The following is a 22,534-nucleotide window of genomic DNA, read 5'->3' as shown; positions in this document are numbered from 1 at the left end:
GGGTTTAGAACATTTTTTAATCAAATTTTAATGTGAAATGGAATCAAAAATGAAGAAATCAATGGTGCTTGTAGCCGCTCTGACAGTACTGGCGGCATGTTCAGACGAAGTGGGTACAGAAAACTGGTGTAAAGATATGCGCAGTAAGCCTAAGACAGAGTGGACGACAGAGATTGCGGTCGACTACGCAAAACATTGTGTTCTTGAGGACGGTATCGGTAGTGAGCAATGGTGTAAAGATTTAAAGGATAAGCCTAAAGGTGAATGGACCGCGAATGAGGCGACGGGCTTCACTAAGCATTGTATCTTTTAAATGAGATACCCAAACATTTTGAGGTGACTTGGGTATAGTCTTAATTAATTATTTTGAAGTCACTTTGGGACACTTTCTATTATCAATTCTAGGGCTTTCTCATTGCTTACTCTGTAGGAAGCCTCACTCGTCTGATGACGACCTGACAGCACATCGCTATTAACATTATACCCAAATTTTATGTCACTTAAGCATAATAAAAAATAGTCAGCGACCTTTTATGATATTAAGAGGTGGTTTTTATGGAATGATGATCACAAATAAACGATAAAAACTAATTATATTATTAAATTATTTAATTTGAGGTAGATCAATTTTCTATGTAATTCAAAGTTAATATTGATTATTAAATTTATCATTAGGATTTGTTAACATTTAAATTTACATGAAATCATCGTTTTATCCTTCTTACTACAGTATGTGATTTATATGGGATGTATTTAATCTACGAATGGAACATTTATCTAAATAACTAATCTATATTTCTATTATTTTACGTTATTTATAAATAAATATAACGTTTAGGAGTGAGGTAAGCTGGTCTTTACGTCTAAGTGGTAAGTAAATTACTAAGGCTTTTTTAAGACTCCCTTATATACCCAGTTAACTTTTAATCACCATAGAAATGCAGAGCTATATTATGATCAGAAGAAAGCGTTATTCTATCTCCGTTTTTACTTTAACTGCTCTTGCTGTTGCAACGGCATGTAATGCGGGTACCTACACTCCCAATGACTTAATCCAAGGAAGGCTACCTAGTAATGACGCCAATATTGTTATCCAAACGATGGATGCGAATTGGAATAAAGAAATTTATTTGCCGGCCTACCCATCAAATGGTGATGTGGTTTCCTTTGTCGCAAATGCGACCTATACATCACGATTGGTCGGTAATTTATTGGGCTTTGGTTCATTAGAAATGCACACAAAGGATAAGTTAGATGTCGTCTTCGATGCTCACCTATCTGCTTGGCGTCTTAAAAATGAATCGTCTCCTAATACTGTGGGAAATCATATTCCTAATGATAAAAGGTATGTGAGTTATTATGTTGCTGATGCTAACTGGAATAGTCTATTACATTTACCATCACAAAAAGGTCAGGCAAGCAAGATTTTAGTGAGGTCACAAGCTCTATATGATACGTATGTTGATAACTCAATGCTTGGAAATATGGGCGCCAATCTAAAAATTAAACAAGGTGAGTACTACGTTTTTACTTGGAATGATGCTAAAGCGAAATGGGATGTGATTGACGCGCAAAATCCAAGCGTAGACTCAAAAAGAGATAGCATACGTGACCTAACATTTTTTGATATCTCTGTGGATACAAGCATCAATGGGACTGGCCTCTATAATAATGGTCGAATGCAAAAGCCCATCGAAATTAGGTATCGAGCTTGTTTAACCGAAGATGCTGATATAGATGAGGATTCTTGTTCTTCAGTCGATATTACACAAGAAGAAGCGCAGTACTACCTTCATTTGGGCCGATATGGAAGAAACGATGCTGGTCGCCCTGAGTATTTAGTGGAGGATGATGAAATCTTTGTCGATTATGAAAAAGATCCAAGGTATCAATCTAGCCTACCAGGTAAAAATGGTAAAGAGACCTTACCAACAGATGAGAAAACGCTTACAGCACGAGGCCTAAGAAGCACGACGTTTTGGCTAAGATATAAAGCAAAATTCCTTGGTGAGGAAAAAACGTTAAATGTTTGTGCATTCCAGCGTTGGCAAGATGAAAATGGTGATTTCATTAATAATGTTGATACTCAAGACTGCAATCAAAATGGAACTGGAAGTTCTTCTAGAAGGATTTCCATTATAGATGGAAGTTACAAAGGCTCAATGAATAACAACCCTGATATTGTCAAAGAGATGACTTTAGTTGATGGAGTCTGTAAGAATGAGTCTGATTGTCACGGACGACCTGGTTGGCGAATTTTCAATGGTTGGGCGCGAGGTATTTCCTATGCCGATGCTAACTTGTTTAAATATTCTTCAAGACGTCCAAATCATTCTTTCATTCCTGTAGAAAATGCGAAATCAACCACTTTAGCTAGAGGTTGTGTCCGTGATGCTTCCGGCGGCAGTGACTCTAAAGATGATGGAATTTGTACGCGCGTGGTTGAAGATGGCTTTGCTGGCGTAAGTTTCTACACTACCGACCTTCAGTTTGGTTCCGCTAAAACAATGCCTATTTCATATTCTACTGAAGATGCCGATAAACCGGGCTTTGTGCCTGGAGACAGAGATACATGGCAATTCGATACCGATGCTATAGATACTGACCGTGCAGGAACCTTCTCTGTCTTTAGCGTGTTGCCTGTGATTGATTTTCGAAAAGGAGATACACACCGTTTTGTCATTTGGACGAGGCCTGACGGAGGCCACTGGTCGGCTTCAACTCAGCAGGTTAGTAAGAAAATATCATCAGTGATTGAAGATAACTACGGTAACCGCTTCAGATTTAATGCGACCTTATATGCAGAGCCAAATATGGGAGCAACAAATAGTGTCTCTAAAGACTATGTTCTATCCCGTATGAAGGATGAAACATTAGAACCGATTCTTGACTGAATTATACCCGAGTGTTTCATCAACACTCGGGTATCCCTCCATTTCGATTTAAAGATTTTTTATATTGTTCAACCTCTCGATTTAATTAAATCAAAACTATTTAAATCAGAAGTTTTATAACCAAACATTGATATTGGTATCCCATGAAAGATTATGACTCTGAATTTATATTGAATCCAAATATATCACGTAGAAGTTTTTTGAGTAGAAGTGTTTCAATCGCAATTACTGCAACATGCTCTTTGAATGCGTTAAGTGTTTTTGCGAAAACCTTTAATCTAGATGAAGATGATCTTATCACTCTATTTTCTCATGAATTTACAGGCTTTAACGGTGAAACGCTCGATCCAGTCACTGGGAATTATATGCTTGGTAATGGTTACCGTGCTTATAATCCAACTCTGATTCGATTTATGTCACAAGATTCATTAAGCCCTTTTTCTGAAGCGGGTATTAATGCTTATCAGTATTGTAGTGGTGATCCCATCAATAGAAGTGACCCAAGTGGTCACCTTGATGGATTGAAACTGGGGCTGGGTATTTTTGCCGTCTTAGTCGGTATTGCTGGAGCGATTGCAGCACCGTTTACGGGCGGTACTTCTCTGGCTATTGCTGCAGGCGTGATTGGTTCTGCTGCAGGTGCGATTAGCGGTGGGTTAAGTATTGCTGCTGCTGTTGTTGCAGAAAGAAACCCAGATGTTGCCGATAAGTTAGATATTGCTTCTTGGGCATTTACTGGTATTTCTTTAGTTGCTGGCGCGGTTGGTGCTGCGGGTGGCATTTATCAAGGAACTAAGGCTCCAGGGTTCATTTCAAAGCTTTCAAAGGGAAGGCTAGGGCAGTCTAGGTTGAAAGTGGATATTAAGTTCAGGCCTAAAGGTCAGGTTAAGGCACGTCGTCTTAAGGCTGATTGGACTCCTAATGATAAATATGCGCTTAAAAATGCTCAATCTGTTACTCCTGTTTCAATGAAAAACTTAAAGACTGGTGAAGTGCTTAAAGCTCCTGAAACCTTGGACAAAGTTGAGCAATTTGGCAGTTCTGGCTTTATGGGAAGTAGGATGATAAAAACCTACACAGTTAGAAAAAGTATGAATTCTTGGAAAGAAGCTTTAACCATTAGTAAAACGGTCATTGACCAAGTCGGCGCTATAGGAAGTGGTGGTATTGGTCTTGTCATAAAAGCAAATGCTTTAGCAGAAAAACAAACCACATTACCCAATCAAACTTTCGTGGCTCTTTCAGACAGAAGTGCCAATCAATATGTGGATAGGGTCAGTGCCCCCGGCTTATCTAGAACCAGTATTCTTAATATTGAAACCAACCCCGCATCGATAAACTCACAAGTACGTCAGGGTATTTTTACAGCTTAGAGGAATAGAAAATGAGTGATGTGATTAGCTATAGTAACAATTATAAAAATTTAGTTGCTGGTAGTGTTAATGAAAGAAATGGCTTTTTTGATTTCTCTACTGGCGTTGTCAATATTGTTGGTAATCATTTGAAAGGGCCAGAACTGAATATTTCTCTAAGCTTTGACCACTTCAAATCTATTGATATGGGGTTGGGAGAAGGATTAAAGTTTAGTCTGCCATTTTTTGATTGTACCAAAGCCATTTTACATACTGACCAAGGCGTATCAGTCAAACTCTCCGATCGTAACTTAGCCAAGCCCATCGAAGCGTGTTTAAGTAACTTTCAAATAACCGATAATGGCTCATTGCTTTTGGTAAAATACCATGATGGATCAGTGGATGAGTTTAAGAAGACGCCAAAGGCTGATTATGCATTTTTGGCTAAAAGACGCGATTCAGCTGGCAATGCGCTTCATTTAGACTGGAATGGCACTAAATTAGAGCGGATTGTCGATGATAACAATGTTGAATATCTGTCTATAGGGAGCACGTCCAGTAGCCGTGGCAGAGAATTAACTCTGTTATCAGGTCGCTACTATCTTTATACCTACATTAATTCTCGTTTTGAAAAAATTGAAGTGAGTACGCCATACTTTCAACAATCACAATACCGTGATCAACCGAAATATAAATTGAGTGTACGTTTTTCAACCAATGTAAAATACCACCTTATCGACAGTATCACTTCGCCCAACGGTGCTCTACAGTCTGTTGAACATGGAGAACGTTCGGGGGAGGCTCTTAATGATTACAGAGGTAATTTAATGGCTGTGGTTAAGCAGCACAGCATTGAGTTTAACGGTAAAACGTTAAAGCGTACCACCTATGATTTTAAACCTTCTGTGGATGACTCCAGCGATTATCAATATAGAAAAGATTACAACGCTTATGGATACAAGGCGACTATCTCCAATACTCGAGGTAGCGACCCAACCTATTCGATTATCAAACCTTACTTCTATAAGGTGATCGTGACGGAAAAAGATCATGATAATAACGAGAGTGTGGTTGAGTGTATTTATGACAAGTTTCATAACCTTAGAGAGCAAAAGAAAACATACAAAGGGTGTACTCAGGCTGAAATTTACCACTATTATCTCAACGATGATAATGACATTTCTGTTCAAGAAGGGCGCTTTAAGTTAGCAAACAAGATCGAAAAAACCTATAGCGATCGAACTAAAGCGACTTTTACGGAAACTTACGAATACGACTATGATGAATTTGGTAATGTGCTTCATGAAATAGATCATGTTCATAATGTTCGAATTGACTATGAATACTATGACACCCGTGCTGATGCAGTCGAAGGGTGTCCAAAATATGAAGATTTCGTCTTCTTCTTGAAAAAGCAATCTGTCACCGATCTCAATGCGTCTGATGGAGAGCCAAATACGCGCGAAGTATCTGTCAGAAAATATACCGCAATAAATGATGCTATCTACTTACAGTCAGATAGTAGCCCATACTCTCATACCAGCATTGAATTTGACTACTATCCAACTGGTGTTCATCAAGGCAGACTGCTTTCTCGACAAGTCATGAAAAACGATCAGCAGTGTACTAAACAAGCATTTGAGTATCAGGATGGTGACTCGACTTTGTTTGTCAAAGGCATAACAAGCGCCGATAGTCTGCCCGGTGAGCAGTCTTATATTTTATTAGAACTTGATCAATATACTGGACAAAAACTACTGGTTAATGATTCAGGCTCTATTGTAAAAATGGAGTATTACCCAGACGGACGGTTGAAGAAAGAAATCAGTAGTCCTAATAGTGTCCATGAATGCGCTCGAGAGTATGAATACTTTGACGAGCAATCAATGACTCTCATGAGAGATCAATTCAATAATCTTAAAAGAAGCTATTTTGATGGCTTAGGTAATATGACTGAGATTCAAATCACCGTACCTAATGTTGTGAGTGATTTTGTTGTTGAACAAAGAGAATACAATTCCCTAGGACAAAAAATTAGTCAGACGATGATTGATATCACACTGAAGGCAACTCAAACAGGTGCATCAGTACAAAATCGAACATGGAAGCTAAAAACAAAGTATGAATATGATGGGTGGATGAATGTGTCACGGACAATTCAACCTGATGGAACCGTTCAAATTAGTGATTTCAACCCTATTACCCAGACGACGCTCTCTGGCTTTGAAGGAAAGGGGTATCAGCAAACCCAAGTCATATCGGCGACTAGAAAGCAGATAGATAAAACCTTTGATAAGAATGATCAATTGCTCACGCATTCTGAAGTGACGTTTGATATGTTTGAGAATCCAAGTGTCAGATGGGATAGCTTTGGGGTCACAACAAATTATCACTATGACGTGCTGGACCGCATTGCGAAGACTAAGACAAGTTATATTGATGCAGAAGAGAAGCCGCGTGAAGTGGTCAAAGACATTGTGTATGCTCCGTATCAAGTTGGTACAGAGTGTGTGAAATCAATTGCGATTAACCAAGCGCTACTAGGAGAAAATGACTACGATGCTTTCTCCCGTTTACGTCAACAAACAGTTAATAATAGTATTTCAACCCTCAGTTATCTTCCTGGTAGCATGCAGCACTATCAAGTGACTTGCCCTGATGGCACCGTGTTAGACACAGACTATGATCCTGAATTTAATCTCTATAAAAAGACAGGGTCTAAAGTGCAAACTCCGGGCCTTCGAGGGCTAATTGAAAAGGCCCATGATGAAGAAACCGGTTCATCTGTTGAATATACGCATCGATTTGATGGCTTAGTAAAAAGCGAGTCAATAGACGGTGTGACAAATGGCTATGATTATACCTTGTTAGGGAAACTGCTTGCGAGTTCAGTTGCTGGTGGTAATTGTGACATTGTTACCTATGATGATTTTCAACGAATTGCAACGGTTGACGATGGGATGAACGTTGCACAGTATTTAGACTTTGACGCCTTTTCTAGACCACAACGAGTTGAAATCGCAGGTGTAACCCCTACGACAATTCAGTATGACTACTCTGGTTTGCCTAACGTGATGGTGACGACGACAGAGCAAGGACAAGATGTATTGCAAGAGATAGAGCATTACACTAAAGATGGTTTGGTTGAAAATAAAGTGACTCGTTTAGGTTCCCAAGAATTGGTTGAGTCATTTGAGTACGATGCCATGCGCCGTTTGGTTAATTATTCTGCTTCAGGCAGCTCGGAGCTATTGCCTAAAGATGAGATTGGAAAAACTATTTTACAGCAGCACTTTATATTCGATGACTTCGGTAATGTTTGTGAAGTGATCAGTGAGATGCAAGATCAAACGAGCAATACTTCCTTATATGGATATAACCCAGATTATCCAACACAATTGTACTCTATTGAACACAGTAATCCTGCTTATACCAATGTTAACTTCGAAGGTAAATACAACGTTCATGGTGCACTGACAGAGGATCAAGAAGGGAGGCAACTTCGCTACAACCAATATGGAGAGCTAGTGAGAGTCTTTAATGCACAAATGCAAGAGTTAACGAGCTACGAATATGATGTTGCTGGGCGTATGAGTAGGCAGAATATTCCCAATCAGCCTGCTATTGAGTACCGCTATGCAAATGATAATCTTGTTTATATTCAACAAGGAGATTTGGGGGTGAGCCACTCGTTAGTGGACGGACGCATGGTAAGTAAGAGATTTAAAACGCTCAACCAAGAGTTGATTACGGACTACTTATGTAATACATCCAATTCACCGTTGAAAGTTAAGAGAGGGGATGGCTCAGATCAGCTTTACACCTATATGCCATATGGCTTTCGCATGTAACATTATTGAGGTTTAGCTAGGCGTTTAGAATTAAATCTGACCCTAAAATTTCAAATTATTTCTCGTAATTTCTTCAGCCCCGTAAGGTGAAGTTTAATCCAACGGATTAAGTTGTTATCACTACGGGGCATTTAGAAGTGGCTCAACAATGTTATTCGCAACCTTTTCCTGCGATACAAACTTTATAGTCATCATTAAAGCAACGTCCGTCAGTGGTCCCCCAAGCACCATGGCTGACGGCCAACACTTTGCATTTCCCATGTTCTTGTATCTTATCAGAGCCTACCGAAAAATCGGTGTAAGGTGATTTAAAATTAAAGTGTAATCTGTCGTAACTGCCCAATGGGATGCTCAACTCAGAACCATCTAATGGGAATAAACGAAGGTACTCCATTTTTTTGTTGTGGCGAGATTCTCCTTGAACGTTAAAAGCAGAAAAGACAGAACAGTTTCCTTCAGGACAATTTGGGTTAGCCGTGTGATTAATGATCTTTAATACTTTTGGAGTAAAGCCATCACGCTCAACGTAAGTATGGTTACCATTGCGGAAATAACATTGTTCTCCAGATGCACAACCAGCAAAATCAGGTTTCTTATGTGTTTGGTTAGAGTAGTTTAGCAAGCGTTCAAAAGCAGCTTTTCGATTGCTTTCTATTTGTGGTCGAAAGCCTTTTGATTCATAGATGTCAGACATAATGGCAGTTGCTCTATGATTATTAATACTCATTAAATTCTGATCGATAAAATGAGCCGCCAGAATAAAGTGAGTTTTTGTTGAAGGATGTACAGAGCCCCCTACAATAGCCTTATTAATCAATGAGGGGCGATATGGGATTAATGAGTCTTTAACAAAATCATCGGTGGGACCAACTGTTACCGATGCTACACCCACCGAGCCTGCGGTTTCGTTCATGCCACGTAGATTGAAGACCCCGAGGAAGTTACTGCTATCATTGATATTTCTAACAATGGTGCTGTTTTCAGTAGGCTCATTTTCTATTGTTTTAGGTTGTCCCCAGATTTGTGATGATAATTGATACTCGTAAAAGCCATTGTATATACCATCCGAAAAGCCATATTTACCTCGGTGACGCGTAATGTCTTTTAACCATTTTTCAGTCGGGATGTGAATGAAATTAATATGTGGGTATTCATTTTGTAACTGCACATAAAGCTGCCACAGTTTTTGGTTAAAAGTGCTGATCTCAGCTTGAAAATCTTCCAGGCTGATCTGTGTGGCGCCATCCTTAAAAGAGTGATAAAGCTGAGGTGCGATACTGATGTCAGGTAACTCAAATAGAGCAACGGAAAGTTTTTCTTGTTCTGTAAATGTCAGTTCAGCCAGAAAGTTTCTGCGAAGAGAGGTGGCTAATGAGTCAAAAACGCCTTGGAAATCTGCTGGAATTTCTCCTCCAGCCATGGCCATAAAATCATTGCCTCCCATTAAAAATGAAGCCAGTATTTTACGTTGTGTGCTTGCATGAGACAGTTGGGACTTTAAATGAGGTAAAGCGGTTTTTAACTCATCGACTAGGTTAGGTGACATTGGAAGCCCTGACGGCATAAAGACGATGTCAATACCGAGTTTATTTAGGTGCATTACGGAGCTTCTATTTGCATCAAATCGACGTGTAATACGCATTCCTCCAAAGGCGTAATTATTGACAGGGATGCCCGTTAACAGTGCAACATAATCGGGCCACATTAAACCATCAGACCAGCGTCCATTATAAAATGGACCTTTTGGCAGATCGCCTCCACTGAGAGCAAAAGAGTTGTGAGTATCGGTCAGGCTGTCACCAAATAGAAACATCTCCTTATAAGGTGTTGTATTTTTAGGCAGTTTAGAGATAGTGATATAATAGGTTGGTGTTTGGTTGGTCGTGGGGTAGTAATTAAGTAAAAAACGATTATGGCTTGGTATTTTTTGGTTACATTTATTTAGGCCTATGTCGAAGTTATACGAACACCAACGAATGACCATATCATCAACGATAAAGGTCCCTTGCATCGAACCCGCCCCGGAATTGGTAGCAATTTGATAGTCAATCGTATTATTACCAATTGTTAAGGTCTTATTCTGAATTGTTTTCATCCATTTTCGATATTCAATAGCTGGAGTGGTGTGGCATGAATAAAAGTCTAATGCAGTGAAATTAGGCCAGGTAATGGCTTTGCCCAAGCCTGACATATTAATATTGAAATCTAAAGCAGAAGAAGATTTCATACTCCAGTTACGCTTAGAACCATCTGCTGAAGTGGCATCTGTGTAGAGCTTGGTTTGTGTGCATTGCTCAGGCAGCAAAAGGCCGATAACATTTTCTAGAGCTACAGCTTGTTTGGAGTTGAGAACATGGCTCTCAATATTACGCTGTAGGTTTACATTAGATAATGGAATGGGTTGATTAGTATTATTCTGAAAAACAATGTTCAATGAAGGTACAGAGTCGAGAGCGTAAGTGTTTACTTGAAACATGAAAAGAATAAATAAAAAGAGGTTTCTTGTGAACTTTGATACCATAACATTCGCTGCCAACGTGAGTAATTAATTTGGAGGTATATACTCAAGTGTTCTCAAGGTACTAAGACCATTTCACTGAACTCAGCACCTTGAGGTTACCTGAGTATATTATTTGATTATTTCCTAATAATAACCATGGTGTGAATAATGTAAAGCCTATAAAACTTTCAAATTATTTTATATTTTATCAATAAGGTAAATCTTTTGTATTTCTAATTTTAACGATAGGTTTTTTACTCTAATAATTGTGTTTTTGTTATTGTTTTTTTATTTCTTCTAGTATAACTTGTCTGTTCTTAGGTGTGGTTTAGTATGTCTTTAATCAAGGAACTTGATGCGACTGGGGTACAATCCTACCTTTGATCTATCGATATCAACTACAACAGCACTTTAATATTAAGAGGTCTCTAATGAGAAAAATAAAGAAGCTTTCTTTTATAGGGCTTATCGTATTTTCTATTTTTTCCATCAGTTCTTATGCAGAAACGACGAGTGCAGATGAACCTGAGAAACCAGTAAGTATAAAGTTCTGGCAATGTTACTTTAATCCGGTTAGCTGCTTTTAAACTCTGACTCTCTGTAAATCCTCCCTATGACGTCATGCTCAGGTAACATTCCAAGGTTCTCCCGTTTATAGAGCATCTTGGGTTACTTGGGTATATTTACTTTTTGGTTAATTTTATTAAAAAGTAAATTTATTATTATTTAGATCAAAATGTGTGATTAAGTAAACGCCATAAAAAAATAAAGTGGCTTAGGATTAAATCTGTTTCTACTTATCCTAAGTAAGCCATGCAGAAAATATTATTTATCATATCAAATTTTTTTCTCTATCAGTCTATCTCTTTTGCGGGAACTTCTCCTCCCTCCGCACAATGGCAGCCAGAATATGCAGTGAATATTCTGATTTTAAAAGACAGTACAGTTGAAGTAAGTGAAAACTTTCTAGAATATGCGCAAGCGAGAGTCTCACTACTTAATTCCGTACTGAAGCGCTCTCGAATTAATGTAAAAGCAAAATTAGTAGGTATTGATTCTTTAGATATAGCCTTTAATAAAATTGAAGACCTTGTCTTTAATCATACAGTAAGAAAGTTGAAAGAGGAGAAAAATGCGCACATAGTCTTTTTACTGAGTGAACTCAATTTTGGCACCTCAGAATGTGGCTTAGGTGTGGTCAGTGGCAACAATGAAACGGCGTATTCTGTTGGTCGGTATAGTCACTGGTTATGTTTAAGCGGGGATACTTTTATCCATGAAGTTGGTCATAATTTGGGGTTGACTCACTCTTCCAATCAAGACAGTCTCGCTCCTTATGCCGCTGGGCATGGAACATTTCTTTGGGTCACAGTCATGGCTTATCAGTTTTATCATGGAGGCTTAATTAGAAAACAGGTTTTTTCTAACCCAGAATTGGAATGTGATGCTTTTTATCAGTGTGGTGATGCTGAAAGTGCCGATGCGGTCCGCTTTATTAATCAGAATACTGAACGATTTATTAGAAATGATTAAATAAGGTATATTGTAGTGAGGTATTCATATCCAGTGTTTGCTGTGTTTATTGTCATCATTGCTCTGTTCTTCGTGGTAATTGTTGTGCTCGGGCCTAGTGATTATCCTTCAGAAAGTGGTGACCAATACCACATTATTGTATCAAAAATGGATCCTCAAACATCTCAACATAAAAGAAGGATTAAACATCTCTCCGCCACATCTTCAAGTCAGTCCCGATCAGTTTTAGAAATTGAGCCTGTGTCGCTTCTTAAACAATATCACGGTGTATTCAGTTTAGATTTGTCCTCTTCCGATAGGATCGTTGTAGGCTCGACCATTAATCTTCAATTGCCTGATGAAAAGCTACAGTTGAAGGTGGTGGATGTTTATCCAGATGAAAACCGATGGGTTTATGAATTTTTGGGCGAGGAGGGGGCAAATAGCTTGTTGGTCTATTTTCCACAAAGTGGTCGAGCGTACGTGCGCTTAGAAACAAAAACCATGTTGTTCGAGACTGATCTTGATACAAATGGTGTTGGGTATTTTTATAATTTGAAGGAGGCTGCCATTGATGGCGTGGCTGCCTCTTACAAAGATGATGAAATTGTTCCTCTGATGTTTGATCAGGGCTAATCGACAACGATGACAGATGGAAGCGGATATTTTCCTTTTTTTAGCATGGTTTCTGAGTAGTTAAAGCCTACTCGAGCTCGGAACACGGAAATAGGTGAGAGTGGTGTACTGGCGAGTTTAGAGAATATTCTTTGTGCCTTTTGCTTAATCTTAGTAATTTGAGGGTGACGGAAGCTCTGATTCGATGTTTTCGTTTCATCTGTGAACCAAGTCGTGAGCTCAGAGTCGTTATGATATTGAGTCCTGCCCATTTCATAAGAGTGGGGATCAATCCCTATTAATTGAGATCCTGTGGTTGCGTATTTATACTCGATAGAAGTAGGGATAGTAACACTTGCATCCGCCTCTAAAAACATGCTGGGATGCTCGTCAATGCCTTGAAGAGCCGACTCAACCAATTCTGATAAGTATGAGATGGAGTGACAAAACGTCACTGGATCGGTTTCAGCAAGAATCCCAATTGCAAATCCCAAAGAGCAGCCTGCAATGGAGCTGGTGATATCACCGGTTAACCACTCTGCTAAATCAGAGGTGTCTTTTGCTGCGACTTCGACTAAAAAGCTACCTGATAAGGGGGTCGTTTTTAAAGAAAACTCGGGCCGATGGGTTTTACTTAAGCTTTGTTTGCCGAAAACATGACCGAGTTTCCATAAGTCGAGCTTACTTTCCAGACCTGCGGTAAACTTTTTTGCGTAAATATTGTGTTGTTTAAAATATTGCCACTGAACGCCATTAACGGATTTCAACTGAAAGGGCAGTTTACCACCATGTTTTCTGACAATTCTAGGTGAGACGTCTACGCCTGCCTGAGAAAATGCACTATTTTTAAAGCGAGGTAATTTAGCCGCAGATACTTTTATGGCATCTCTAAACGATACCGATAACCATAGAGTGGGCATATTGCAATCTGATTGAGTATCTTGCGTGCAGTAACCCTTGTTTGATTTTTTCCATGGATTCCCTTTCATCGCGGCAATAGGGGCAGTTATCGAAATTTCGATGTCCAGCTCATCGCTCAAAAAAGCAAATTCTGGGTTGGTGATGTCAAGACCCAGTCTCATTAGCCAGGAAAACCTACCTTGGCCAGCAATATGCTCATTGATCGTGTAGTAATTTGGCCAACCTTCAAGTGTGGCAAACTGACCATTCAGAAACCGTAATGTCTCTTGTGTATTATTGGTATGCATTGGTAGAGCAAAAAGTAAACTTTCTAGTGATCGATCATGCAGGTTCGGATCAAGCATTACAGCATCTCTAAAACGAGCGCCCACGTCTCCAATGACTTGGCAATAAGAAGGCAACAGTTCAAACAATTTACACCGCCACCAGTTAAGCAAGTGCCCGAGTTCTTCGAAGTAAAACTTATGAAAATCTTCACTTTGTAATGTAACTAAATCTCGATTAAGCACAATCATTGCGTGCTGTTCATTAAAAATCATAGCAGCAGGGCGAGCACCCATTAACTCAGTACTACCCCAATAAGGGGTTCGAACGTTGTTATAGATAGGGTTCTGAAGTACCTCTAATAATGCTTTATTTACTTTACGATCTGTCCAAGAAGCAAATTTAGGGTTTTGCTTGGTGATTTGTGCATAATTGGCCCCAAATGCATGCCTAAACAGTGCACTGACTTCATTATAATAACGATTGATGGCAGTCGCATCTCGTGCGGTAGGTGATAGATAAAATTTCTCTTTGGCTCGGGACTCAACAACTGAATCGCCTTGCCAAAAGTCGTAGGAAATAGGAGTGAGTTGTGCTCTTAAATCAACCAAACTTTGAGACGCAATATCTCTGATTGGACGTTTATTTTCAGATACTTTCCATAGGCCTGTTTGACGCAGGCTCTCAATGGCCTCGTCCCCTAAGTTGTTTATCGTATCACTGACAACTTCTTGCAGTGCTTGGCCTATTGTATCGTGTGTCAAATGCCTCAGGCTGCGATAGATTAAATCTAACTTACTCTCATTAAGAGGTTTATCTTCTGTTTCTAGTTCAATCACGCCTTCTAAGGTTTCCCCTACTGGCCCTGTTAACCCTAATAGCATCTTCCTTAAATTTTTTGAGCTGGGCTGTTTTGAATAGGCTGAGATATGATCTAATTCTCTTGCTAAGAAAGGGACTGCTTCGAGAGAGTTGAGCACAATATGGCCGAAATTAGACTCCAATTCATAATTCTTTATCGCAGCTTGATAGTCAGTATGTGCCTTTTGTAAGCTTTTATTATTTTGAGCAAGGAGTGCGTTCAACTCTTCGACAGTTTGGTTTTCTTCCTGAAGTAATGCCCGAAAATGTTCGATATTTTTTTTCGTCATGGCCGTGATGAAATCTTGTTGTCCACGACTTCTTTCTAGGTTGTTTACTTCATTCATAGCATGAAGATGTGCTTGACTCTCTGCCGAAAGCGCAAGATATGCTTCGGAGAGATCGTCATATTGTTTAGACAAAACAGAGCAAGCAACGATACCTGGTATGTTCCACCATGCTAAACCACAGGTCAAAGCACGAGCTTGATACTTCGAATCACGAGCTTCACCTAGCTCTTTTAACAGTTTCGGGTAGTCAGTGGTATAGCTTGGCTCTTTTGAGGGCATGCTATCGATGAACTTAGAGAGGTGTTTAATTTTTTGATGTTTATCCTTGATTGCGGCCTTGAGTGTTTTGGTTAAATAGAGTCGGTCGGTATTGCTTAATTTACTGCACCAATGTCTGGGGCTATCATAACCAGTGACTCCCCATACTTTCTTATGCGGCTCTCCACACATAACAGGGTTTGCTACAGCCATAATGTTAGTGTAATCGCTGATATGTGTTCCTTCTTGATACCACCCTTGACCAAGAAATACCCAACTGCTGTGATTACCTTGCTCCAGTGTTTGGGATTGTCCATTAGGAAAATGTATCTGAAGACTGTAAGGGGAGTTTAGATAAACAACAACTTTAGCGCCCTGTTGGACGTGATCCGGGAGAATAATACTTTGTATTACCTCAGCCGTTTGAATATTAATATTCACCTGATTATGCTTGGAAAGCAAAAGTTCTAAAGGTTCGGGGTTATGGCTGAGTTTACTTAATGACTTATTGTCAGTCATCACCGTTCTTTGCTTATAATCGGGTTGCCAAATGCAGTTTTTACCATCGATAGAATAGCATTGTATATCACCATTATTATTCACTGCATACCAAAGAGGTACGCCTAGTGATGCACCATCAAGCCATGTCGTTTTGCTAGTATCATGACTTTCTTGAGAATATGTACTTGCACCAGCCACAGATACAATAAAAAAACTTATAATAAAAAGAAATAACCTGACAGTTTTCATAGTAATTTACTTATATAGAATAGAAAATATAAAGTACACCGCATTTGTTTCAGAAATATTTCCCTATCATATATAACAGTGACTTATGGTGTTTTTTTTGCTGCGAAATATTAATGAGGCTATTCTCTTTATTGGTGTAATGATTTTTATTCTTATTTATGAATAAATTTAATGAATGAAATAATAATGACCCTATTTTTAATGTGTTGATAATCTATAATCAAAGATTACTATTTTGTAATGTAAAAATAGTAATTGATAATATGAGATTAAAAATTTCCCTTCTAATAGTAATATTGTTTTCATTTAAAGCTAATTCAAAATCACTCCACTTAGAACATGAGCATAGTTATACTTATTATAGCCAAGTAAATAAGGATTATCATAAGGCTTTGTATCTATTTCAACTTGTAATGTCTAGAAAATGTTTGAACTATAAATATGATGATAAAGATTGTAACTTCTATTTAAATGAAAAGGAAATGGAAGTATGGTCTGATTGGTACCAAGAAAATAATCCAGATAAAAAGCAATACTTAGACGTTAAACTAAAAATGCTCCAAGACACCAGTGATGTTATAACAGCTATACGTTATGGTGAAACAGAAAAAGTAAGTCCGATCATTTTAGATATACAAACGATGTTTGATAACTTTTTTAACCTTCGCATTAGTGAAATTATTGCTTCTGAATTGGAAGAAAATAATGGTAGGACAGGGGTGAATTATCAGCCTGCTTATGAACAGCTGCTGGAGGAATATACAAATAAAGTGGCGCGATATCGCATTGATGTACTAGAGGCGATTGAAATCGCAGGTGAAAGTCTAAAAAAGGGTGAAAAAATCCAGTATCAAGAGCTACTTTTTGCTCTGGAATACCTCGATAAAAAAGTATTACAAACCAGTGTTCAGAAAAACTTTGACAATTACCTAAAGTCCATTTTTAGGGACCTTACTGGTTGTGTTGAATGTGCAACAAGTGTCATTGTTGAATTAGAACGACCTGCTGGTAATATCTATCATGAGCTTTCCATTACCGAGATGTTATTCTTTGGTTTCAGCGCTTTTGGCCCTGCTAAAAAAATAGAAGTTCTTTATCCAGATGAGTATTATCTAAGAGATAATGAAGGGACATCAGTTGTTGAGTTTTTGTATTTCTTAAACCAATACATTCAGCAAAATCAAAATAATCTACTTGTTTCGATCGATAAGCTTATGCTAGATACTAAACCTGATACTATAGATATTGATTCATGGAGGATGATGAAAGATGGCGTCGATAAGTTTTATTTAGGTGGCTCGATTTGGAATAAGTCTATGATACCTAATATTCGTCGTTTATTTAACTCTCTGGTTAATATTACCACAGATGCCACGGGAGCGACTTTATCAAATACCGCTTCAATAGCAATGAATCGAGCGGTGACAAGTCAGTTTAAAATCAGCAATATTGGAAAAACTTTTAATGTGGCTAGTGCCCTCGATACAGTGGTTAAACATATTCCTAAAGTTGTCGTTGGTGAGTCAATTCGCTACTTATGTAACAGTGACTCTATTGAAGGTTCTGGCTTCACCAATGGTCTAAGTCTTGAAGAAATCTGTGTTTATGTTCCAAGTTTTAGAGCTGAGAGTTTTCCTATTACGATTAGTTCTCAACTCGATGGAAATCTCAGCAGCAGTGAATTTCATGGCAAGGTTCTAGGCGATATGCTTCGGGCTATATACTTATCATCATTGACAAATTCTTGGGAGGTTTTAATAGATAAGATCAAGTCTTATCTTGACGATGACTTTAGCTTTTATGGTCAGGATGATGTGGGGTATCGAGTGTTTCTCGTCCATGATTCTGGGGTTATTGTTTTTCGTAGTGTGGTCTTCGCTAAGCAACAAATTATTCTCAAAAAGAAAATGCTCTTGGGGGAAAATATTAACAACTATACGCTAAAAGTCTTTAGTAATGTCGATGACACGAATGTAGCAACATTAAAGTTAAAATCATCGATGTTTAATGAGAATATGGCAGGTGTTATCAAAGGAAAACGATTTTATTTTGTTGAAAAAATCGATGATCACTCTAAGCCCGAGCATATTAATTTAACAAGAGCAAATAAGGTATGTGGATTACCACCATACCATTATAAAAATCGCAGAGAGTATTACTATCGTTGTCTAGAGGATAAATATTTCCCTCGCGGAGTTCCTGATTACTTCTTGGCAAATATGTCAATTCTTGGTCTGAGTGAGCGAGAGGAGTAATTGGCTATATACCCAAATAACCTCAAGATGCTGCGTTCAGAGCGAGGTCATTTGGGTATTTGTAAATTTTTACTTAGAGTGATGTTGCTCGGGATTTTTCAAAAAATGCTTTCCTTTGGCTTAACAATGCTACACTTTTATTGGGGTTTTATGCTCTAACTAACTGAATTTAAAGTGATAGCTTTAATTTTAAGCTAAGGGGTTGGCAATGAAAAAAACACTGATGTTTGGATTGATTTTGCTCTCTTTTTCAATCAGTGCTGGACAAAAGAAAATTTGTGACACGACTGAGATGGAACAAGTAACATGGCAGAAAGAAAGCCCTGATCGCATTGCGGCTCGGGGGTTGGAGCTGCTGCTTCATCAAATCGATTTTCAAGCAAACCTGAAACAAGTAAGGCATGTTCTAACACAATTTGTTCGTGGTAATGAAAAGCATTATGCCATTGAGTTTGAACTAGAAAATGGTGATGTTTGGAGCGGTGTCGTATTTGACAATCACAGAGGTGAGTTAATGGTAGAGCAACATGTAAGAAATCAGGAACTTTGCCCACCATCAAACGTTGCCATTGTTGACTAACGACTCTTAATGCAGAACCACTGTATTTATGAATCGTTGCTGCGCCTGAGTGCTAAGATCGTCCCATTTGACACGGTATCTGAGGTGACTTAGGTGTATTCATAAAGCGGATGTTGAGTTGATACTCACATTCGCTTTTTTCACTTATGACAATGACGGATGTGCTTCTTGGGCAACACTAAATCCAAAAAAAGAAATAAATAAAGCAAGTAAATGCGAGAAGCGTTGCAGATAAAATAGGATAAATAATATACGAATCTTGCTTTTGAGTGCGATGAAAACACAGGCTGACTAATAAGAAATTATACACGACAAGGAGAAAGCTGATAGTGGTACCGCTGTTAAGTGTCAAACTGGGTAGCTGAAACAAAAAGAAGGCCAAAAGTAGATAATCGATCAAGATAAGCCAAAGAAAGCCCTTTTTGACGCAGTCTTGCTTTTGTGTGCTAAAAACGTTTTTTGCCATAAGTGAATTTTTTAGAGTATGTTGCGCTTGCAGTTCCACAAGCGCTATGTTGATTGGGTCGCTCGATTTTAGTCAAAAACTCGAGATTATTCTGTTACCTGAGGCGGGATTTTTTGCCGAGTGACAGGCTGGTTCATTTCAGCACTTTGCTTTGCTTTGTTTAGCTCGTTATTATCATTACTTTCCTTGTGCCCAGAGCCAAATAGCCCTTCTAGTACTTCTTGAGCTGATGTGGTTAAGATAAAGAGCTCAATACGGCGATTTTCACTTGATTCTGGCTGGTCTGGACTCAGAGGTAAGCGGCTCGACATGCCAGTCACTTGAAATACTCGTTCTTCCGGCATTCCTCCTCTTACAAGCGTGTTCCTTGCTACACCAGCACGGGCACTAGATAAGTCCCAGTTTGAACGTTTATCTAGATTGCCTTTAAAAGGGATCGAGTCGGTATGACCGCTGATGATGAGGGTGTTGGTCACTCGTTGGAAGACGGGCGAAAATGCCAAAAGTAAATCTTCAAAGAAAGGAGTCAGCGTGGAACCGCCACGGGCAAACATAGTGTGATGATTGTCATCTTGAAGTACCAAGCGGAGCCCTTGAGGGACAACAGTGATATTCACGTTTCCATCAGCACGGCTTTGTTTGATCAATACCTCCATGACCTTTGCCAACTGTGCCAGTTGCTCTTGAGTATCGAACTGACCTGGAATGAGTGCGTCCATTTCTGGTCCTTCTCCATCGCCTTGAAAATAAGAATGAACAACGTGGTTTGAATCATGTTGACTTGGCACTGACGAATCTTGTGCCAAGTCAATAGGAGAGATACTCTGTTTGGAATCAAATGGGTTACCATAACTTTTGTCGAACACACTTGAACTATGAAGATGTGCCATGATGGCTTTTCTATCTTCTTTATCTACAACTTGCATGACCCAAAGAACAAGGAATAACGCCATTAAAGCGATCATGAAGTCGGCAAACGCGACCTTCCAAGCCCCTGAATGAAAATCTGCGTCATAGCGTGTCCGTGCACGTTTAAATACCACTTGTTCCTGATTTTGCATTATCCCTCCTGTTCAGCTAGCCATTTCTCCATTTGGTTAAAGGTTGGTTTTATGTCTAACTGGATATGTTTACGGCCAGCATCGATTGCGAGAAGTGTTGGCTTTTTGGCCACATAGGCGACGAGTGTAGCCCGAACACATTCAAATGCTGTCATGTTACGTTTGACTCGTTGAGCCATGGCATTACTGAGAGGATCTAAACAGCAGTAGCAACCAAAAATACCAATAAAGGTTCCTACTAGCGCTGCTGCGACGTGGTAACCAACTAAGGCGACCGAACCATCGATAGATTGCATGGTAATAATGATGCCACCTACTGCGGCAAGAATGCCAAAACCCGGCAATGCTTCGGCGGTTCGTTGCATCGACCGTGAAGGCAGTAACATCTCAGCTTCAATCGCATCAATTTCTTGCTCTAAAAGCCCCTCTAATTCATGAGGCGACATTTGGCCCATTGCCATTAAGCGCAAATTGTCGGTTATAAAAGAAATAAGGCGCGGGTCTTCGCTGACTTGTGGATAAGCAAGAAACATTGAGCTTTGCTCTGGCGCTTCGATATGTGAATCAAGGAACTTATAGCCTCTGCTTCTTACGGTCTCGAGTAAATTATTGAGTAAAGCCATGAGCTCCATATAATATTCGTACTCTTCTTTTTTTCCAGCAATGGTTGCTTGTACTTGGCGACGCATCTCTTTGAGCACTTGAGGTGGGTTACCAATGATCAACGAACCTGCGGTTGCCCCTAAAATAATAATAAACTCAGCGGGTTGCCAAATGGCGCTAAGATAGCCACCCGCCCATACATAACCACCAAAAACACAAACTAAAACGGTAATGGCTCCAAAAAATTTTTGCATCTTGTCACTCCTAAGACGACAGTAATTGATTGAGTTGTTTGAGTGCTTGCTTGTGTAACTGACAAATTCGTGGGGGAGTTAAGTCAAGTACAAGCGCGATTTCGTGTAAGTTGAGTTCATGTTGGTAAAACAAGCTCAACAAAAGTTGATCACGAGTTGGAAGTTGATCAAGGACTTTTTCAAGGCTTCGGCGCAGATGTTCGTGCTCCATGCCATCATATTGTCCGCCAATAACGCTGTCACCACTGGCTTCTAAGATTTGATCGAGACTTTGCATTTCCCCAGCTAATGCGGCATTTTGCCTGCGCATGTAGTCCTGTTCGTCGATACCTAAAGCATCAATTAACTCACTATCGAAGGGCACTCTTCCTAGCTTGCGAGTTAATTCCCGAGTCATGTCATTTAGTTCATGCGCTTTTTGCCGCGTATTACGAGAGCGCCAGTCTAGGCGGCGAAGCTCATCCAGTATTGCTCCACGAATCCGACACACCGCAAAGGCAGGAAAATGAGGGTCATTAATATCTTGATAGCGTCTTCCAGATTCAATTAATGCAATTAATCCGATTTGTTGCATGTCTTCAAGACTACAGTGAGGTGAAACGTGGATACGGAATTGATTGACAACTCGCTTTACCATTTTTTGATGGCGTTGCAGTAAAGCAGCTTCATCAAGAGGTGGGTAAGAGGGCGTTGACACTTCTTGGCTTTGATAACTTTGAGATGAATTCATTTCTAGCATGCGTGTCCTCCGTTATTGCACCACGAACTTGGTCACCAATACGTCATCGATATTTCGCACAAGGTCGTTTTTGGCAAAGGTATCTAGCAAGGTTTGTTTGATTTCTTTTTGCAGAGAATCGATAGCTCCTGCTTGCTGCAATTCATCCAGATTCTTTTGACTGAATAGTTTGATCATCGAGTTCTGCACAACTGGCAAGTAGTGATCAATATTTTTTATTTGCTCTGGGCGACGAGTTTCGATGGCCAGTTCAAGCATGACAAAATGAGAACGCTTCTCTCCCTTAATACTCACAACGACTTTGTCGAGGGTATGGAAACGAGGTTCTTTGCTTGCAGGTTCTTCTTTATTGAAAAAGTGAGAGAAGCGGTCAGTACCTTCTTCAATGGTGAAGGGATCCTCTTTTTGAGTGAGATACCAGATGCTACCTGTCACGGCTGCGACTGAAACCAGTGTTATAGTGATGATCATACTAATAAAAAGCAGGATCATTTGTTTTTTAGTCATT

At 39.3% G+C, this 22,534-nt stretch carries 15 protein-coding genes; 8 read left to right on the top strand and 7 right to left on the bottom strand.

The features are described from left to right. The first annotated feature begins 49 nt into the window (after positions 1-49). From BS333_RS20155 to BS333_RS20140, 4 genes are all read left to right on the top strand, one after another. On the top strand, positions 50-313 hold the full coding sequence (locus BS333_RS20155; RefSeq protein ID WP_033003728.1) for a DUF3012 domain-containing protein: 264 nt from the start codon (positions 50-52) through the stop codon (positions 311-313). Positions 314-953: 640 nt separating this feature from the next. Then, positions 954-2,894, top strand: coding sequence for a hypothetical protein (locus BS333_RS20150; RefSeq protein ID WP_021709770.1), 1,941 nt, complete (start codon positions 954-956; stop codon positions 2,892-2,894). A 200-nt stretch (positions 2,895-3,094) separates the two neighbouring features. Next, on the top strand, positions 3,095-4,267 hold the full coding sequence (locus BS333_RS20145; RefSeq protein ID WP_217995527.1) for an RHS repeat-associated core domain-containing protein: 1,173 nt from the start codon (positions 3,095-3,097) through the stop codon (positions 4,265-4,267). Positions 4,268-4,278: 11 nt separating this feature from the next. Next, entirely contained in the window at positions 4,279-8,097 is a 3,819-nt protein-coding gene (locus BS333_RS20140) for an RHS repeat domain-containing protein (protein WP_021709772.1), read from the top strand. Between the two features lie 151 nt (positions 8,098-8,248). Here BS333_RS20140 and BS333_RS20135 read toward each other — a convergent pair whose 3' ends face one another. Continuing rightward, positions 8,249-10,573, bottom strand: coding sequence for an SGNH/GDSL hydrolase family protein (locus tag BS333_RS20135; protein ID WP_021709773.1), 2,325 nt, complete (start codon positions 10,571-10,573; stop codon positions 8,249-8,251). 939 nt (positions 10,574-11,512) lie between these two features. On the opposite strand from BS333_RS20135, the gene BS333_RS20130 reads away from it, so the two are divergent. Next, positions 11,513-12,130 carry a zinc-dependent metalloprotease family protein gene (locus BS333_RS20130; RefSeq protein WP_158297096.1) on the top strand — a complete coding sequence of 206 codons (618 nt, stop codon included), beginning with the start codon at positions 11,513-11,515 and terminating at the stop codon, positions 12,128-12,130. 42 nt (positions 12,131-12,172) lie between these two features. Then, positions 12,173-12,745, top strand: a complete 573-nt coding sequence (locus BS333_RS20125; RefSeq protein ID WP_152428723.1) for a hypothetical protein — start codon at positions 12,173-12,175, stop codon at positions 12,743-12,745. Here BS333_RS20125 and BS333_RS20120 read toward each other — a convergent pair. Next, a complete protein-coding gene (locus BS333_RS20120) occupies positions 12,742-16,068 on the bottom strand; it encodes a hypothetical protein (RefSeq protein WP_021709776.1) in 3,327 nt (1,108 codons plus the stop codon). The genes BS333_RS20125 and BS333_RS20120 overlap by 4 nt on opposite strands. A 263-nt stretch (positions 16,069-16,331) precedes the next feature. Here BS333_RS20120 and BS333_RS20115 point away from each other — a divergent pair, with 263 nt between their 5' ends. Both BS333_RS20115 and BS333_RS20110 read left to right on the top strand, forming a co-directional pair. Further along, on the top strand, positions 16,332-18,323 hold the full coding sequence (locus BS333_RS20115) for a hypothetical protein (RefSeq protein ID WP_033003731.1): 1,992 nt from the start codon (positions 16,332-16,334) through the stop codon (positions 18,321-18,323). Positions 18,324-18,531: 208 nt separating this feature from the next. Then, a complete protein-coding gene (locus tag BS333_RS20110; protein ID WP_021709778.1) occupies positions 18,532-18,903 on the top strand; it encodes a hypothetical protein in 372 nt (123 codons plus the stop codon). Positions 18,904-19,081: 178 nt separating this feature from the next. Here the strand turns inward: BS333_RS20110 and BS333_RS22390 are convergent, their stop codons facing one another. From BS333_RS22390 to BS333_RS20085, 5 genes are all read right to left on the bottom strand, one after another. Then, positions 19,082-19,369 (bottom strand): hypothetical protein, encoded by a 288-nt coding sequence (locus tag BS333_RS22390; protein WP_033003747.1) that lies wholly within the window; start codon positions 19,367-19,369, stop codon positions 19,082-19,084. A gap of 86 nt (positions 19,370-19,455) precedes the next feature. Continuing rightward, positions 19,456-20,430, bottom strand: coding sequence for a flagellar motor protein MotB (locus BS333_RS20100; RefSeq protein ID WP_021709779.1), 975 nt, complete (start codon positions 20,428-20,430; stop codon positions 19,456-19,458). Then, positions 20,430-21,287 carry a flagellar motor stator protein MotA gene (motA, locus tag BS333_RS20095; RefSeq protein WP_021709780.1) on the bottom strand — a complete coding sequence of 286 codons (858 nt, stop codon included), beginning with the start codon at positions 21,285-21,287 and terminating at the stop codon, positions 20,430-20,432. The genes BS333_RS20100 and motA overlap by 1 nt, the downstream gene beginning before the upstream one ends. Before the next feature lie 10 nt (positions 21,288-21,297). Continuing rightward, on the bottom strand, positions 21,298-22,026 hold the full coding sequence (locus BS333_RS20090) for a FliA/WhiG family RNA polymerase sigma factor (RefSeq protein WP_021709781.1): 729 nt from the start codon (positions 22,024-22,026) through the stop codon (positions 21,298-21,300). A gap of 12 nt (positions 22,027-22,038) precedes the next feature. Further along, the gene (locus BS333_RS20085; RefSeq protein WP_021709782.1) at positions 22,039-22,533 is read right to left on the bottom strand and encodes a flagellar basal body-associated FliL family protein; all 495 of its coding nucleotides are present in this window, start codon (positions 22,531-22,533) and stop codon (positions 22,039-22,041) included. Position 22,534 lies beyond the last annotated feature (1 nt).

Origin of the sequence: Vibrio azureus, from assembly GCF_002849855.1 — a bacterium.
Lineage (GTDB): Bacteria > Pseudomonadota > Gammaproteobacteria > Enterobacterales > Vibrionaceae > Vibrio > Vibrio azureus.
This window is presented reverse-complemented; position numbering and strand designations above follow the sequence as displayed.

Bases quoted from the DNA above. Each gene is read 5' to 3' on its own strand.
- BS333_RS20155 (WP_033003728.1), top strand. From the start codon at position 50: ATGAAGAAATCAATGGTGCTTGTAGCCGCTCTGACAGTACTGGCGGCA.
- BS333_RS20150 (WP_021709770.1), top strand. From the start codon at position 954: ATGATCAGAAGAAAGCGTTATTCTATCTCCGTTTTTACTTTAACTGCT.
- BS333_RS20140 (WP_021709772.1), top strand. From the start codon at position 4,279: ATGAGTGATGTGATTAGCTATAGTAACAATTATAAAAATTTAGTTGCT.
- BS333_RS20135 (WP_021709773.1), bottom strand. From the start codon at position 10,573: ATGTTTCAAGTAAACACTTACGCTCTCGACTCTGTACCTTCATTGAAC.
- BS333_RS20120 (WP_021709776.1), bottom strand. From the start codon at position 16,068: ATGAAAACTGTCAGGTTATTTCTTTTTATTATAAGTTTTTTTATTGTA.
- BS333_RS20115 (WP_033003731.1), top strand. From the start codon at position 16,332: ATGAGATTAAAAATTTCCCTTCTAATAGTAATATTGTTTTCATTTAAA.
- BS333_RS20110 (WP_021709778.1), top strand. From the start codon at position 18,532: ATGAAAAAAACACTGATGTTTGGATTGATTTTGCTCTCTTTTTCAATC.
- BS333_RS22390 (WP_033003747.1), bottom strand. From the start codon at position 19,369: ATGGCAAAAAACGTTTTTAGCACACAAAAGCAAGACTGCGTCAAAAAG.
- BS333_RS20100 (WP_021709779.1), bottom strand. From the start codon at position 20,430: ATGCAAAATCAGGAACAAGTGGTATTTAAACGTGCACGGACACGCTAT.
- motA (WP_021709780.1), bottom strand. From the start codon at position 21,287: ATGCAAAAATTTTTTGGAGCCATTACCGTTTTAGTTTGTGTTTTTGGT.
- BS333_RS20090 (WP_021709781.1), bottom strand. From the start codon at position 22,026: ATGCTAGAAATGAATTCATCTCAAAGTTATCAAAGCCAAGAAGTGTCA.
- BS333_RS20085 (WP_021709782.1), bottom strand. From the start codon at position 22,533: ATGACTAAAAAACAAATGATCCTGCTTTTTATTAGTATGATCATCACT.